The 14,791-nt window shown below is 72.6% G+C and carries 12 protein-coding genes and 1 pseudogene; 5 read left to right on the top strand and 8 right to left on the bottom strand.

Annotated elements, in window-relative coordinates:
* Window positions 1-314 precede the first annotated feature (314 nt).
* From kdpA to FHE66_RS11620, 5 genes and pseudogenes are all read left to right on the top strand, one after another.
* Window positions 315-1,981 (top strand): annotated as a pseudogene (gene kdpA / locus FHE66_RS11640) (potassium-transporting ATPase subunit KdpA).
* Window positions 1,978-4,116 carry a potassium-transporting ATPase subunit KdpB gene (gene kdpB / locus FHE66_RS11635; protein WP_139073110.1) on the top strand — a complete coding sequence of 713 codons (2,139 nt, stop codon included), beginning with the start codon at window positions 1,978-1,980 and terminating at the stop codon, window positions 4,114-4,116. The pseudogene kdpA and the gene kdpB overlap by 4 nt, the downstream one beginning before the upstream one ends.
* Window positions 4,113-4,760, top strand: coding sequence for a potassium-transporting ATPase subunit KdpC (kdpC, locus tag FHE66_RS11630; RefSeq protein ID WP_139073109.1), 648 nt, complete (start codon window positions 4,113-4,115; stop codon window positions 4,758-4,760). Before kdpB ends, kdpC begins: the two co-directional genes overlap by 4 nt.
* Entirely contained in the window at window positions 4,757-7,294 is a 2,538-nt protein-coding gene (locus FHE66_RS11625; RefSeq protein WP_255303710.1) for an ATP-binding protein, read from the top strand. Before kdpC ends, FHE66_RS11625 begins: the two co-directional genes overlap by 4 nt.
* Window positions 7,291-7,971: a response regulator gene (locus FHE66_RS11620; protein ID WP_139073108.1), complete on the top strand. Its 681-nt coding sequence runs from the start codon at window positions 7,291-7,293 to the stop codon at window positions 7,969-7,971. The genes FHE66_RS11625 and FHE66_RS11620 overlap by 4 nt, the downstream gene beginning before the upstream one ends.
* A gap of 89 nt (window positions 7,972-8,060) precedes the next feature.
* On the opposite strand, the gene FHE66_RS11615 is transcribed toward FHE66_RS11620, so the two are convergent.
* From FHE66_RS11615 to FHE66_RS11580, 8 genes are read right to left on the bottom strand one after another with little or no spacing between them, the layout of a single operon-like run.
* Window positions 8,061-8,399, bottom strand: coding sequence for a metal-sulfur cluster assembly factor (locus tag FHE66_RS11615; protein WP_139073107.1), 339 nt, complete (start codon window positions 8,397-8,399; stop codon window positions 8,061-8,063).
* The gene (gene sufU, locus FHE66_RS11610; RefSeq protein ID WP_139073106.1) at window positions 8,396-8,890 is read right to left on the bottom strand and encodes a Fe-S cluster assembly sulfur transfer protein SufU; all 495 of its coding nucleotides are present in this window, start codon (window positions 8,888-8,890) and stop codon (window positions 8,396-8,398) included. The genes FHE66_RS11615 and sufU overlap by 4 nt, the downstream gene beginning before the upstream one ends.
* Window positions 8,883-10,193 carry a cysteine desulfurase gene (locus tag FHE66_RS11605; RefSeq protein ID WP_139073105.1) on the bottom strand — a complete coding sequence of 437 codons (1,311 nt, stop codon included), beginning with the start codon at window positions 10,191-10,193 and terminating at the stop codon, window positions 8,883-8,885. Before FHE66_RS11605 ends, sufU begins: the two co-directional genes overlap by 8 nt.
* A gap of 20 nt (window positions 10,194-10,213) precedes the next feature.
* Complete coding sequence (sufC, locus tag FHE66_RS11600; protein ID WP_139073104.1) at window positions 10,214-10,972, bottom strand: Fe-S cluster assembly ATPase SufC; 759 nt, start codon at window positions 10,970-10,972, stop codon at window positions 10,214-10,216.
* 34 nt (window positions 10,973-11,006) lie between these two features.
* On the bottom strand, window positions 11,007-11,354 hold the full coding sequence (locus tag FHE66_RS11595) for a non-heme iron oxygenase ferredoxin subunit (RefSeq protein WP_139073103.1): 348 nt from the start codon (window positions 11,352-11,354) through the stop codon (window positions 11,007-11,009).
* Window positions 11,351-12,586 (bottom strand): Fe-S cluster assembly protein SufD, encoded by a 1,236-nt coding sequence (gene sufD, locus FHE66_RS11590; protein WP_139073102.1) that lies wholly within the window; start codon window positions 12,584-12,586, stop codon window positions 11,351-11,353. The genes FHE66_RS11595 and sufD overlap by 4 nt, the downstream gene beginning before the upstream one ends.
* The gene (gene sufB / locus FHE66_RS11585; RefSeq protein WP_139073101.1) at window positions 12,586-14,016 is read right to left on the bottom strand and encodes a Fe-S cluster assembly protein SufB; all 1,431 of its coding nucleotides are present in this window, start codon (window positions 14,014-14,016) and stop codon (window positions 12,586-12,588) included. Before sufB ends, sufD begins: the two co-directional genes overlap by 1 nt.
* Window positions 14,016-14,735 (bottom strand): metalloregulator ArsR/SmtB family transcription factor, encoded by a 720-nt coding sequence (locus FHE66_RS11580; protein WP_139073100.1) that lies wholly within the window; start codon window positions 14,733-14,735, stop codon window positions 14,016-14,018. The genes sufB and FHE66_RS11580 overlap by 1 nt, the downstream gene beginning before the upstream one ends.
* Window positions 14,736-14,791: the final 56 nt, after the last annotated feature.

Here is a 14,791-nt window from a genome sequence, read left to right as displayed (position 1 = left end):
GCACGATCCAGCTCTCGGCGCAGGAAGGTCCCCGGAGGGGCCCCTTCCCGCCGAGAGCTGGATCGTGCACGGCTGTCCTTTCCCGGTCGGGGCCGCACGGGACGCGTCAGGATCGGCCGCCCGACCGTCAGGGACCCGTCAAAGAGTGCCGTCCGAGGGCGCGGCCGGGTCTAGAACTAGGCGGTCGAACTCGTCCGCGCCGGCTCCCGGCGCGACCACCTGGAAGGGGTCCCCCATGGCCGACCTGGCCTACGTCGTGCTGACGGTCGCGGTCATCGCCCTCGTCGCGCTCGCCGCACGCAGGGCGGAGCGTCATGAACGATGAGGTCGCCGCCGCCGCCGGGCAGCTCGTCCTGCTCGTCGCGGTGCTGCTCGTCCTCCAGCGGCCCGTCGGCAGCTACCTCGTGTGGGCGCTGCAGTCACCGCGACACCTGCGCGTGGAGCGAGCCGCCTATCGCCTCATGCGGGTGGACCCCGACGCCGACCAGCGGTGGAACACCTACCTCTTCTCGGTCCTCGGGTTCTCGCTCGCCTCGGTGCTCCTGGTCTACGCGCTGGCCCGCCTCCAGCACCTCCTGCCCATGTCGCTGGGCACCGACCCCATGGAGCCCGCGGGCGCCTGGAACGCCGCCGTCTCCTTCGTGACGAACACGAACTGGCAGTGGTTCTCCGGCGAGCAGGCCGCCGGGCACCTGCTCCAGATGAGCGGCTTCGCCGTGCAGAACTTCCTGTCCGCCGCAGTGGGGATCGCGTCGCGGTCGCCGTCGTGCGCGGGTTCGCGCGCTCCGCGGCCGACCACCGGGTGGGCAACTTCTGGGCCGACCTCGTCCGCACTGTCGGCCGGGTGCTGCTCCCCGTCGCGTTCGTCGGCGCCCTCCTCCTCGTCGCAACAGGTGTCGTGCAGAACCTCGCCGGACCCGCGGAGCTCACGACCCTCGGCGGGGCGAGCCAGCACGCGCTCGGCGGCCCGGTGGCCTCCCAGGAGGTCATCAAGCAGCTCGGGACGAACGGTGGGGGCTTCTTCAATGCCAACGCCGCACACCCGCTGGAGAACCCGACACCGGTGAGCAACCTGCTCCAGGTCCTCCTCATGCTCCTCATCCCCTTCTCCCTCCCGCGCGCGTTCGGGCTCATGGTCGGCTCGAAGCGCCAGGGCTGGGCGGTCCTTGCCGCGATGGGCGTCCTGTGGCTGGGGTCGGTGGCCCTGGTGACGTGGGCGGAGATGTCCGGCCCCGGGCTCGTCCCCGAGGCGGCCGGCGGCGCCATGGAGGGCAAGGAGCAGCGCTTCGGCACCGCGGCCAGCGCGCTGTTCGCGGCGAGCACGACCGCGACCTCGACCGGCGCGGTCAACTCCATGCACGACTCGCTCACGGCGCCCGGTGGCGGGGTCGTCATGCTCAACATGCTGCTCGGCGAGGTCTCCCCCGGCGGGGTCGGGTCGGGGCTCTACGGCATGCTCGTCCTCGCGGTCGTCGCTGTCTTCGTCGCCGGCCTCATGGTCGGGCGCACCCCGGAGCTGCTCGGCAAGAAGATCGGCCCCGGCGAGATGACGCTCGCCTCGCTCAACATCCTCACGATGCCCGCCGTCGTGCTCCTCGGCGCCGCGCTCGCCATCTCGACGGCGGCCGGCCGGGCGGGCATCCAGGAGGCGGGCCCGCACGGGCTGTCGGAGATGCTCTACGCCGTCGCCTCGGCCGGCAACAACAACGGCAGCGCCTTCGCCGGGCTCACCGTCTCCACGCCGTTCTACAACACGCTCCTCGGCCTGGCGATGCTCCTGGGCCGGTTCGTCCCCATCGCCCTCGTCCTCGCGCTCGCCGGGCGGCTCGCCGCCCAGCGCACCGTCCCCGCCGGGGCGGGCACGCTGCCGACCCAGGGGGCGCTGTTCGTCGTCCTCCTCGTCGGCGTCACGCTCGTCATGGTGGCGCTGACGTTCGTCCCGGTCCTCGCGCTCGGCCCAGTCACGGAGTCGCTCTCATGACCCTCGCCCCCACCCGCCCCGGGCCCGCGGGCCCGGCCACCGCCCACGCCCCGCGCGTCACGGTCCCCGGCGCCCCGCTCGGCCCGCGCCAGCTGCTCGCCGCCGTCCCCGGCGCCCTCAGCAAGCTCGACCCGCGCACCCTCCACCGCGAGCCGGTGCTGCTCGTCGTCGAGGCCGGCGCCGCGCTGTGCACCGTCCTGTCGGTCCTCGACCCCAGCGTCTTCGCCGTCCTCGTCACCCTCTGGCTGTGGGGCACGGTGCTCTTCGCGACGCTCGCCGAGTCGGTCGCCGAGGGGCGCGGCAAGGCGCAGGCCGCGAGCCTGCGCGCCACCCAGCGCCAGACCACGGCCAGGCGCCTCCCCGGCACCGTCACCGGCGGCCCGCTCGCCGAGCTGCCGACCGAGGAGGTCGCCTCGACCGAGCTGCGCGTGGGCGACCTCGTCGTCGTCACCGCCGGGGACCTCGTCCCGGGCGACGGCGACGTCGTCGAGGGCATCGCGAGCGTCGACGAGTCGGCGGTCACCGGGGAGTCGGCGCCCGTCATCCGCGAGTCCGGAGGGGACCGCTCCGCGGTCACCGGAGGGACCCGGGTGCTCTCCGACCGGGTCGTCGTGCGGATCACCGCGCCCGCGGGGCACACGTTCGTCGACCGGATGATCGCCCTCGTCGAGGGCAGCGACCGCCGGCGCACCCCGAACGAGCAGGCGCTGGACGTCCTCCTCACCGTCCTCACCGTCGTCTTCGTGCTCGTCGTCCTCACCCTGCAGCCCTTCGCCACCTGGTCCGGGCAGCCGCAGCCGCTGCTCGTGCTCGTCGCCCTCCTCGTGTGCCTCATCCCGACGACGATCGGGGCGCTGCTCTCCGCGATCGGCATCGCCGGCATGGACCGCCTCGTGCGGCGCAACGTGCTCGCGATGTCGGGCCGGGCCGTCGAGGCGGCCGGGGACGTCGACACCCTCCTCCTCGACAAGACCGGCACGATCACGCTCGGCAACCGGCAGGCGGCCGCCCTGCTGCCCGCCGCCGGGACCGACCCCGCCCACCTCGCCGACGCCGCACAGCTGTCCTCGATGGCCGACGAGACGCCAGAGGGCCGTAGCGTGCTCGTCCTCGTCAAGGAGACCTTCGGGCTGCGGGCCCGCGAGAGCGGTGAGCTGCCCGGCGCCGTCCTCGTCCCATTCGCCGCCCGCACCCGGATGAGCGGGCTCGACCTCCCCGGCGAGGGCGGTGGGCCCCGGCGCATCCGCAAGGGGGCCGCCGGCGCCGTCGCCGAGTGGGTCGCCTCCACCGGCGGGCACACCGGGCCGGACGTCACGGCCGCCGCGGACGAGATCAGTGCCTCCGGCGGGACGCCCCTGCTCGTCGCCGAGCAGCTCGGGGACCGGCCCGCCCGGGCGCTGGGCGTCATCCACCTCAAGGACGTCGTCAAGGACGGCCTGCGGGAGCGGTTCGACGCCATGCGCGCCATGGGGATCCGCACCGTCATGGTCACCGGCGACAACGAGCTCACCGCGCGGGCGATCGCGGCGGAGGCCGGCGTGGACGACGTCCTCGCCGAGGCCACGCCGGAGGACAAGCTCGCCCTCATCCGCCACGAGCAGAGCGGCGGGCGCCTCGTCGCGATGGCCGGGGACGGCACGAACGACGCGCCCGCGCTCGCCCAGGCCGACGTCGGGGTCGCGATGAACACCGGCACGACCGCCGCGAAGGAGGCCGGCAACATGGTCGACCTCGACTCCGACCCGACCAAGCTCATCGAGATCGTCGAGATCGGCAAGCAGCTGCTCATCACCCGCGGGGCGCTGACGACGTTCTCCATCGCCAACGACGTCGCGAAGTACTTCGCGATCCTGCCCGCGATGTTCGCCGGTGTGCTGCCCCAGCTCGACGCCCTCAACGTCATGCGCCTGGCGAGCCCCGAGTCGGCCATCCTGTCCGCCGTCGTCTTCAACGCCCTCGTCATCCTCGCGCTCATCCCCCTCGCCCTGCGCGGGGTGCGCTACCGGCCGGCGTCCGCCGCCCGGCTGCTGCGCCGCAACCTCCTCGTCTACGGCCTCGGCGGGCTGGTCGTCCCGTTCGTCGGGATCAAGCTCATCGACCTCGTCGTCTCCCTCATCCCCGGGATCGCCTCATGACCACCACCCAGAGCCGGCGGCGCACCGGCGCCGCCGCCACCACGACGACGCTCCTGCGGCACTGCAGCGCGGGCCTGCGCGTGCTGCTCGTCCTCACCGCCGTCCTCGGGATCGCCTACCCGCTGGCCGTCACCGGCGTCGCCCAGGTCCTCCTCCCCTGGCAGGCGAACGGCTCCCTGCTCACCGCCACCGGGCAACGGACCCTGTCGGCGGAGGCCGCCGTCGGCTCCGCGCTCGTCGGCCAACCCTTCACCGGGCCGGAGTGGTTCCACCCCAGGCCGTCGGCCGCCGGCGAGGGGCACGACACCCTCGCCTCCGGCGGGTCCAACCTCGGCCCGCTGAACCCGGACCTCCTCAGGACGGTGGTCGAGCGGCGCGAGACGTTGGCGAGTCGTGAGGGCGTGCCTGCCGGCACCGTCCCTCCCGACGCCGTCACCGCCTCGGCCTCCGGCCTGGACCCGCACGTCTCCCCCGAGTACGCCGAGCTCCAAGTGGCGCGCGTCGCCGCGGCCCGCGGGCTGACGCTCGAGCAGGTGCGCGGCCTCGTGGCCGAGCACAGTGCCGGACGCGACCTCGGGATCCTCGGCGCGCCGCGGGTCAACGTCCTGACGCTCAACCTCGCGCTGGCGACAATGGGCCGGTGAGCGACACCCCGTCCACCCCGCGCCCCGGCCCACCGCCGGGGCGACGAGGCCGACTCACGGTCTACTTCGGCGCCGCGCCGGGAGTCGGCAAGACCTACGCCATGCTCGACGAGGCGCACCGGCGCCGCACGCGCGGCGTGGACGTCGTCGTCGGCTACGTCGAGACGCACGGGCGCGCGCCGGTCGTGGCGCTCCTCGAGGGCCTGGAGGTGCTCCCACGCCAGGAGCTCACCTACCGCGGGCAGAGCTTCACCGAGCTCGACACGCAGGCCGTCCTGCGCCGCGGCCCCCGAGTCGTGCTCGTCGACGAGCTCGCGCACACCAACGTCCCCGGCTCGGCGCACGCCAGGCGGTGGCAGGACGTCGAGGAGCTGCTCGACGCGGGGATGGACGTCGTCACCACCGTCAACGTCCAGCACCTGGAGTCCCTCAACGACGATGTCGAGGCGGTCACCGGGGTGCGCCAGCGCGAGACGGTGCCCGACCACGTCGTCCGCCAGGCCTACCAGATCCAGCTCATCGACCTCGCCCCGGAGGCGCTGCGCCGCCGGCTGGCCCACGGCAACATCTACCGCGCCGACCAGATCGACGCCTCGCTGTCCTCCTACTTCCGCCTCGGCAACCTCACCGCGCTGCGCGAGCTCGCCCTGCTGTGGCTGGCCGACCGCGTCGACGACGCCCTCATCAGCTACCGGCGCGAGCACGCGATCTCGCGGACCTGGCCGACGCGCGAGCGGGTCGTCGTCGCCGTGACCGGCGGACCGGAGAGCGAGACACTCATCCGGCGCGGAGCCCGTATCGCCCAGCGCGCCGCGGGCAGCGAGCTGCTCGCGGTCCACGTCCTGTCCGGCGACGGCCTGCCGGCCGCAGCCCCCGCGACGCTCGAGGCCCAGCGCCGGCTGGTCGAGGAGCTCGACGGGAGCTTCCACACTGTCATCGGGGAGGACACAGCGGCTGCGGTCGTCGACTTCGCGGCGGCGGTGAACGCGACGATGATCGTCGTCGGCGTCTCGCGACACAGCCGGTGGGTCCGGGTGCTCACCGAGTCCGTCGGCACCGAGATCGCCCGGCTCGCGGAGACGGTCGATGTCCACCTCGTCACCCACGAGCAGGCCCGTCGCGGCCGGCGAAGGCCCAACCGGGAGGCGCGGCTGCCGTTCTCCCGGACGTTGGCGGGCTGGGCGCTGGCCGTCGCCGGTCCGGTCGCCCTCACCGCGGTGCTGCACCTGGTGCCCGAGTCCGCCGGGCTCAGCACCGAGATCCTGCTCTACCTCGCACTCACCGTGGGCGTCGCGCTCGTCGGGGGCCTGTGGCCGGCGCTCTTCGCCGCGGTCGCCGCATTCCTCGCCCTCAACTTCTTCTTCACCGCGCCCACCGGACGGCTGACAGTCGCCGACCCACGCAACCTCCTCGCGCTCGGCGTCTTCGTCGTCGTCGCCGCGGCGGTCGCGTCGGTCGTCCACCTCGCCGTCCTGCGCAGCGCCCAGGCCGCCCGGGCGCGCGCGGAGGCGAGCGCCCTCGCCCAGGTGGCCCGGTCCGTGCTCGAGGGTGAGGACACCGCCGAGTCCCTCGTCTCGCGGGTCCGGGAGGCTTTCACGCTCGAGTCGGTCGCCCTCCTCGCCCGCGACGGCGCCCGGTGGCGCACGGTGGCGACGTCGGGGAGCAGCCCCCCGCGCTCGCCCGAGGAGGCGGACACGGTCGCCACGGTCGACCCGATGCGGGTGCTCGCGCTGCGCGGGCACAGCCTCCACGCAGGTGCCCGGAGGGTGCTCGAGGCGTTCGCCACCCAGGCCGGCAACATCCTGGAGTACCGCCGCCTGCGTGAACAGGCCGAGCAGGCGCGGCTCCTCGAGCACGCCGAGGCGACCCGCACCGCCCTCCTCGCCGCGGTCTCCCACGACCTGCGCACCCCGCTGGCCACGATCCGCACCTCCATCGACGGGCTGCTCGCCCCGGACATCCGGCTCGGGGCCGCCGACACCGCCGACCTCACCCGCACGGTGGCCGACGCGACCGCGCGGCTCGAGCGGCTCATCGACAACCTGCTCGACCTCTCCCGGCTGCAGACCGGCAGCGTGGCCCCTGTCCTGCGGGCTGCGAGCCTCGACGAGATCGTCCCGCTCGCGACCGAGGGCCTGGCCACTGCGGCCGTGCGGCTCGACGTGCCCGAGACGCTCCCGCTCGTCCTCACCGACCCGGGGCTGCTCGAGCGCGTCATCGCCAACGTCGTGTCCAATGCCGTGCGGCACGCCCCGGCCGGGGCACCGGTCCTCGTCAACGCCTCGGCGACGGACGCGCACGTGGAGGTGCGGGTCGTGGACACCGGGCCGGGGGTGAGCGAGGACCGCAAGGAGCACCTCTTCGAGCCGTTCCAGCGGCTCGGGGACACCTCCTCCGGCGGGTTGGGCCTGGGCCTGGCCGTCGCGCACGGTCTCGCGGGAGCGGTCGGGGCGGAGATCTCCGCCGAGGACACCCCGGGTGGCGGGCTCACCATGGTGCTCACCGTGCCGGTGGCCGGGAGGCGGGCGCCGTGAGCCCTCGGGTCCTCATCGTCGACGACGAGTCCGACCTCGTCCGGGCGCTGACGATCAACCTGCGCGCCCACGGGTGGGAGGTGGCCGCGGCCCTCGACGGCACCCACGCCCTGCGGCTCGCCGCGACCGCCCACCCCGACGTCGTGCTCCTCGACCTCGGGCTGCCGGACCTCCCCGGCATGGACGTCATCGCCGGCATCCGGGGCTGGAGCCGGGTACCGATCGTCGTCCTGTCCGCCCGCCAGCACGGCGAGGACAAGGTCGCCGCACTGGACGCGGGCGCGGACGACTACGTGACCAAGCCGTTCGCGATGAACGAGCTCCTCGCCCGGCTGCGGGCGGCGGTGCGGCGCTCGGCCCCGGCGAGCGAGGACGACGGCCTCGTCGAGGCCGGGGAGCTCACCGTCGACCTCGCCCGCCGACGGGTCCTGCGTGCCGGGCAGGAGGTACGGCTCACGCCCACCGAGTGGGCGATCGTCGAGGTGCTCGTGCGCAACAGGGGCCGGCTCGTCACCCGTACCCAGCTGCTCCAGGAGGTGTGGGGGCCGGGTTACGGCACGGAGACGAACTACCTGCGCGTCTACACCGCCCAGCTGCGCCGCAAGCTCGAGGTCGATCCTTCACACCCGCGTCACCTCATCACCCACCCTGGAGCCGGCTACCGCTTCGAGGCCTGACCGGCACGCGCACGATCCAGCTCTCGGGGGAAAGGGCGACGCCCCCGCCGGGGTGGGCGGGGGCGTCTGCGTCGAGAACTGGATCGTGCTCAGACGTTGAAGCCGAGGGCGCGCAGCTGCTCGCGGCCGTCGGAGGTGATCTTCTCCGGGCCCCACGGCGGCAGCCAGACCCAGTTGATCCGCATGTCGTTGACGAGGCCGTCGGTCGCCTGGGCGGCCTGGTCCTCGATGACGTCGGTGAGCGGGCAGGCCGCGGACGTCAGCGTCATGTCGATGACCGCGTTGTTGTTCTGGTCCACGGTGATGCCGTAGACCAGGCCGAGGTCGACGACGTTGATGCCGAGCTCGGGGTCGATGACGTCGCGCATCGCCTCCTCCACGTCCGCGGCGGTCGTCGGGCTCGGGTTCGTCTGGGTGGACTCGGTCATCGTTCCTCCTCCTGCGTGCCCGAGGCGGGCTCGCTCGTCAGTGCGTGGGCCAGCGCGTCGCGCAGGGCCATCCAGCCCAGCAGCGCGCACTTGATGCGCGCCGGGTACTTGGCGACCCCGGTGAAGGCGCTGGCGTCCCCCAGGGAGTCCTGCTTGTCCTCGGGCAGCTCGGCGCCGCGCCCGTGCATGAGCTCGCGGAACGTCTCGTTGAGCGTGTCGACCTCGTTGATGGTGCGCCCGACGACGAGGTCGTTGAGCACCGACAAGGAGGCCTGGGAGATCGAGCACCCCTGACCGACCCAGCCGACCGCCTCGACGCTGGGCACACCGGCGTCGTGCGAGAGCCGCACGCGCAGCGTGACCTGGTCCCCGCAGGTGGGGTTCACCTGGAAGGACTCGGCGTCGTAGGGGTCGAGCTCACCCGCGCCGTGCTTGGCACGGTAGTGGTCGAGGATGACCTCCTGGTAGAGCTGCTCCATCGCGTCAGCCATGGTCCACCCCGAAGAATCGGCGGACCGTGCCGAGCTGCTCGACGAACACGTCGATCTCCTCCTCGGTCGTGTAGATGCCGGCCGAGGCGCGCGCCGAGGCGTGCACCCCGAGCCGCTGGTGGACCGGCTGGGCACAGTGGTGGCCCACCCGGATCGCGACCCCGGCGTCGTCGAGCACCTGGCCGACGTCGTGCGGGTGCACGCCGTCCACCGAGAAGGCGACGACGGCGAGGCGGTCGCGCGTGTCCGTGGGACCGAGCACCCGCACGCCCGGCACCGAGGAGATGCCGGCGATGAGGCGCTCGGTGAGCGAGTGCTCGTGCGCCGCGACGGCGTCCATCCCCAGCTCGCCGAGGTAGTCGACCGCGGCGTGCAGGCCCACGGTCTGGGACACCATCTGGGTCCCCGCCTCGAAGCGCTGGGGCGCCTCGGCGTAGGTCGTGCGGTCCATGGTCACGACCTGGACCATCGACCCGCCGGTGAGGAACGGGGGCATCTCGGCGAGCAGCTCGCGCCTGCCGTACAGGGCGCCGACGCCGGTGGGCCCGAGCATCTTGTGCCCGGAGAACACCGCGAAGTCGACGTCGAGCGCACGCAGGTCCACCGGCAGGTGGGGCACGCTCTGGCAGGCGTCGAGCAGCACGAGGGCGCCGACGGCGCGGGCCCGGCGGACGAGCTCGGCCACCGGGCTCACCGCCCCGGTGACGTTCGAGGCGTGGGTGAAGGCGAGCAGCCGGGTGCGCTCACCGACGACGTCGAAGGTCGCCGGGTCGAGCCGGCCGTCGTCGGTCAGGCCGACCCACCGCAGCGTCGCGCCCGTGCGGGCGCACAGCTCCTGCCACGGGACGAGGTTGGCGTGGTGCTCGGCCTCGGTGACGACGATCTCGTCACCGGGACGCAGCCCGAAGACCTCCTGCGCGCGAGCCCCGCCCCGCCCGAGCGTGGCGTTGGACATCGCGTAGGCCACGAGGTTGATGCCCTCGGTGGCGTTCTTCGTCCAGACGAGCTCGTCGGGGGCGACCCCGACGAACGCCGAGACCGCGGCCCGTGCCTGCTCGTAGGCCTCGGTGGCCTCCTCGGCGAGCTGGTGGGCACCACGGTGGACGGCCGCGTTGCGCTTCTCGTAGAAGTCCTGCTCGGCGTCGATGACGCACTGCGGCTTCTGCGAGGTGGCCGCCGAGTCCAGGTAGACCAGCGGCCGGCCGCTGCGGGTCGTCCTCCCGAGGATCGGGAAGTCGGCGCGCACGGCCGCCAGCTCGGCCGCGCTCAGCGCGCCCGAGCCGGCGGTGACCGGTGCACTCATGGCTGTCCTTCCGGAGCGGGTCAGACCGCGGCCGCGACGTACTTGTCGTAGCCCTCGGCCTCGAGGCGGTCGGCGAGCTCGGGGCCACCCTCCTCGGCGACGCGACCGGCCACGAACACGTGGACGAAGTCGGGCTTGATGTACTGCAGCACCCGGGTGTAGTGGGTGATGAGGAGGAAGCCGGCGTTCGTCTCGGTGTGGACGCGGTTCACGCCCTCGGCGACGATGCGCAGCGCGTCGACGTCGAGCCCGGAGTCGGTCTCGTCCAGGACGGCGAACTTCGGCTTGAGGAGCTCCATCTGGAGGATCTCGTGGCGCTTCTTCTCACCGCCGGAGAAGCCGGAGTTGACGTCGCGCTGGGCGAACACCGGGTCCATGCGGAGCTTCTCCATGGCCGCGTTGACGTCCTTGACCCAGGTCCGCAGGGCGGGGGCCTCGCCGTCGATGGCGGTCTTGGCGGTGCGCAGGAAGTTGGAGACGGTGACGCCGGGGACCTCGACCGGGTACTGCATGGCGAGGAACAGGCCCGCGCGGGCGCGCTCGTCGACGCTCATCTCCAGGACGTTCTCGCCGTCGAGCAGGATCTCGCCCTCGGTGACCTCGTACTTGGGGTGGCCGGCGATCGCGTAGGCGAGGGTCGACTTGCCCGAGCCGTTGGGGCCCATGACCGCGTGGATCTCACCGCTGTTGATGGTGAGGGTCGCGCCCTTGAGGATCTGCTTCGGGCCGTCGTTGGTCTCGACGTTGACGTGGAGGTTCTTGATCTCAAGCGTGGACATTCGTGTTCTCTTCCTTAAAAGGTGTGTCAGGGGGTCAGGCGTTGGCTGCGACGGTCGTGGTGACGTCGACGAGCACGGAGTCGCCCTGGACGGAGACGGGGTAGACCGGCACGGGCTGGGTGGCCGGCAGGCTCGTCGGCTTGCCGGTGCGCAGGTCGAAGCTCGACCCGTGGAGCCAGCACTCGATCGCGCCGTCCTCCACCTCCCCGTCCGAGAGGCTCACCTGGCCGTGGGAGCAGGTGTCGGAGATGGCGTGGTACTCGCCGTCGGTGTCGCGGACGATCGCCACCGGGACGGGCCGTCCGTCGGCGTCCTCGATGTCCACGCGCATCACCTCACCGGGCTCGAGGTCCCCGGTGTCGCACACGTACTGGGCGCTCATGCGGTCGCGTGCTCCATCGTGCGGTCGAGCTCGGCCTCGATGGCCTTCATGAGCCGCTCGGAGACGACCGGGACACCGATCTGCGCGATGAGCTCGGCGAAGAAGCCGCGGACGACGAGGCGGCGGGCCTCGGCCTCCGGGACGCCGCGCGAGCGCAGGTAGAACAGCTGCTCGTCGTCGAAGCGCCCGGTGGCGCTGGCGTGCCCGGCACCCTCGATCTCGCCGGTCTCGATCTCGAGGTTCGGCACCGAGTCGGCGCGCGCGCCCTCGGTGAGGACGAGGTTGCGGTTGAGCTCGTAGGTGTCGGTGCCCTCGGCGGCCGCCCGGATGAGGACGTCGCCGATCCACACGGAGTGCGCGTCCTGCCCCTGCAGCGCGCCCTTGTAGGTGACCCGCGAGACGCAGTTCGGCGCCACGTGGTCGACGAACAGGCGGTGCTCCTGGTGCTGGCCCGCGTCGGTGAAGTACAGACCGAGCATCTCGACGTTGCCGCCGGGGGCCCCGAGGGAGGCGTCCGGGGTCACGCGCACGACGTCGCCGCCGAGGGTGACGACGATGTGCTTGAGGTTGGCGTCCTGGCCGAGGCGCGAGCGGTGCGAGGACAGGTGCAGCGCACCGTCCTCCCAGTCCTGGACGCTGACGAGGGTGAGGCGCGCGCCCGCCTCGACGTCGATCTCGACGGTCTGGGCGAGGCTCGCGGAGCCCCGGTGGTCCAGGACGACGATCGCCTCGCTGCTCTCCTCGGCGCGCACGAGGACGTGCTGCGCGGCGACGCCCTTCGCGCCGGTCCCGCTGACCGTGACCATCGTCGGCGCACCCGCCGCGTGGCCCCGCGGCACGGTGACGACGAGGGCCTCGGTGAAGGACGTCCAGGCGGCGGCCGCGGCGCGGTCGCCGGGGGCGCCGACCTGGCCGAGGCGGGAGTCCTCGCGGCCCACGCGCTCGACGAGGACGCCGTCGGCGGCCTCGACGGTGACGTCGGGCGAGGCGCCGTCGAGCGCACCGGCGAAGAAGCCCTGGAGGCGGTCGACGGGCGAGAAGCGCCAGTCCTCCTCGCGCCCGGTGGGCACGGCGAAGTCGGCGAGCTCGAAGGAGGTGGCGCGGTCGGCGCGGGAGGACTCCGGGACGGTGCCGCCGCCGTGGGTGTGGGCGGCGTCCGTGGTGGCGCGGGAGTGGTCGGTCTTCATCTGGTCGTCAGTCGTTCCCTTGGTGGTGTCGGTCGTCGCGGTCATCAGCCCACCGCCCCTTCCATCTGCAGCTCGATGAGGCGGTTGAGCTCGAGGGCGTACTCCATGGGCAGCTCGCGCGCGATCGGCTCGACGAAGCCGCGGACGATCATCGCCATCGCCTCGGGCTCCTCCATGCCGCGCGACATGAGGTAGAAGAGCTGGTCGGCGCTGACCTTGGAGACGGTGGCCTCGTGGCCCATCTCGACGTCGTCGACGCGGACGTCGACGTACGGGTAGGTGTCCGAGCGCGAGATGAGGTCGACGAGCAGCGCGTCGCACAGGACGGTCGACTTCGACTGCGCCGCCCCCTCGAGCACCTGGACCAGGCCGCGGTAGGAGGCGCGGCCACCGCCGCGGGCGACCGACTTCGACACGATCGAGGAGGACGTGCGCGGCGCCATGTGGACCATCTTCGAGCCGGTGTCCTGGTGCTGGCCCTCGCCGGCGAAGGCGATGGACAGGGTCTCGCCGCGGGCGTGCTCGCCCATGAGGTAGACCGCCGGGTACTTCATCGTCACCTTGGAGCCGATGTTCCCGTCGATCCACTCCATCGTGCCGCCCTGCTCGACGGTCGCGCGCTTGGTCACGAGGTTGTAGACGTTGTTCGACCAGTTCTGGATCGTCGTGTAGCGGACGCGGGCGTCCTTCTTCACGATGATCTCGACGACCGCGGAGTGCAGCGAGTCGGTCTTGTAGATCGGCGCGGTGCAGCCCTCGACGTAGTGCACGTAGGAGCCCTCGTCGGCGATGATCAGCGTCCGCTCGAACTGGCCCATGTTCTCGGTGTTGATCCGGAAGTAGGCCTGGAGCGGGATCTCGACGTGCACGCCCTTGGGGACGTAGACGAAGGAGCCACCGGACCACACCGCGGTGTTGAGCGCGGCGAACTTGTTGTCACCCGACGGGATGACGGTGCCGAAGTACTCCTCGAAGATCTCCGGGTGCTCCTTGAGCGCGGTGTCGGTGTCGAGGAAGATGACGCCCTGCTGCTCGAGGTCCTCGCGGATCTGGTGGTAGACGACCTCGGACTCGTACTGCGCGGCGACACCGGCGACGAGGCGCTGCTTCTCGGCCTCCGGGATGCCGAGGCGGTCGTAGGTGTTCTTGATGTCCTCGGGGAGCTCCTCCCACGAGGTCGCCTGCTTCTCCGTCGAGCGCACGAAGTACTTGATGTTGTCGAAGTCGATGTCCGACAGGTCCGCGCCCCAGTTCGGCATGGGCTTCTTGTCGAAGAGGCTGAGGGCGCGCAGGCGGCGCTTGAGCATCCACTCCGGCTCGTCCTTCAGCGCGGAGATGTTGCGCACGACCGCCTCGTCCAGGCCGCGACGCGCGGTGGAGCCGGCGTCGTCCTTGTCGTGCCAGCCGAAACGGTAGTTCCCGATCGAGGCGATGGTCTCGTCCTGGGTCATCGGGGTGTCGGTCGTACTCGTCATCAGTTTCCTTCCATGGCGTCACCGCGCGGCGACGTGGTCGTGCTCGGTCGGCCGATCTGGACCGTGGGGATGTGGGTGGTGCACACGTGCTCGCCGCGGGCCAGCGTAGCCAGCCGTTGGACGTGCACGCCGAGCAGGCGGGAGAAGGCCCGGGTCTCGGCGTCGCACAACTGGTGGTAGGACTCGGCGACGGTGAGCACCGGGCAGTTGCCCTGGCACAGCTGCACGGCCAGACCGTGCGGCCCGACAGAGCGCACCGTGGCGGCGTAGCCGTCGGCGGTGAGGGCGCCGGCCAGCGCGTGGGCGCGGTCCGCGACGTCGTCGCCGGCGGCTGCGACGACGGGCGCGTAGCGCTCCTCGAGCTCACCGACCCGCTGCCCGGCGAACCGCTCGACGGCGTCCGGTCCGGCGACGGTCTCGATGAACCCGAGCGCCTGGGTGGCGAGGTCGGAGTAGGCGTGGGACAGACCGGCCCGCCCCGCGTCGGTGGCGACGTAGTACCGCGCGGGCCGCCCGCGGCGGCGCTGCTCCGGCCCGGTGGGCAGGTGGACGACGATCCGCTCCTCGCGCTCGAGGGCGGCGATGTGGCGGCGCACGCCCGCCGGGGTGAGCTCGAGGAGACGGGCGAGCTCGGCGGCGCTGATCGGCCCCTGCTCGACGACGAGGCGCAGGACGCGGTCCTGAGTCGTCACGTCGGACTCGACGTTCGTCTCGCTCATCACCGCTCCTTCCTTCTTCTCCGGGGGGCACACCTCACCCACGCATTAGAGAACAG

Origin of the sequence: Georgenia sp. 311 (assembly GCF_006151955.1) — a bacterium.
Taxonomy (GTDB): domain Bacteria; phylum Actinomycetota; class Actinomycetes; order Actinomycetales; family Actinomycetaceae; genus Oceanitalea; species Oceanitalea wutianyii.
The sequence above is the reverse complement of the archived record's forward strand: the minus strand, read 5'-3'. Positions and strand labels throughout refer to the sequence as shown.

What these genes read in the sequence shown, in the direction of transcription:
- kdpB (WP_139073110.1), top strand. Translation starts at nt 1,978, where the DNA reads ATGACCCTCGCCCCCACCCGCCCCGGGCCCGCGGGCCCGGCCACCGCC.
- kdpC (WP_139073109.1), top strand. Translation starts at nt 4,113, where the DNA reads ATGACCACCACCCAGAGCCGGCGGCGCACCGGCGCCGCCGCCACCACG.
- FHE66_RS11615 (WP_139073107.1), bottom strand. Translation starts at nt 8,399, where the DNA reads ATGACCGAGTCCACCCAGACGAACCCGAGCCCGACGACCGCCGCGGAC.
- sufU (WP_139073106.1), bottom strand. Translation starts at nt 8,890, where the DNA reads ATGGCTGACGCGATGGAGCAGCTCTACCAGGAGGTCATCCTCGACCAC.
- FHE66_RS11605 (WP_139073105.1), bottom strand. Translation starts at nt 10,193, where the DNA reads ATGAGTGCACCGGTCACCGCCGGCTCGGGCGCGCTGAGCGCGGCCGAG.
- sufC (WP_139073104.1), bottom strand. Translation starts at nt 10,972, where the DNA reads ATGTCCACGCTTGAGATCAAGAACCTCCACGTCAACGTCGAGACCAAC.
- FHE66_RS11595 (WP_139073103.1), bottom strand. Translation starts at nt 11,354, where the DNA reads ATGAGCGCCCAGTACGTGTGCGACACCGGGGACCTCGAGCCCGGTGAG.
- sufD (WP_139073102.1), bottom strand. Translation starts at nt 12,586, where the DNA reads ATGACCGCGACGACCGACACCACCAAGGGAACGACTGACGACCAGATG.
- sufB (WP_139073101.1), bottom strand. Translation starts at nt 14,016, where the DNA reads ATGACGAGTACGACCGACACCCCGATGACCCAGGACGAGACCATCGCC.
- FHE66_RS11580 (WP_139073100.1), bottom strand. Translation starts at nt 14,735, where the DNA reads ATGAGCGAGACGAACGTCGAGTCCGACGTGACGACTCAGGACCGCGTC.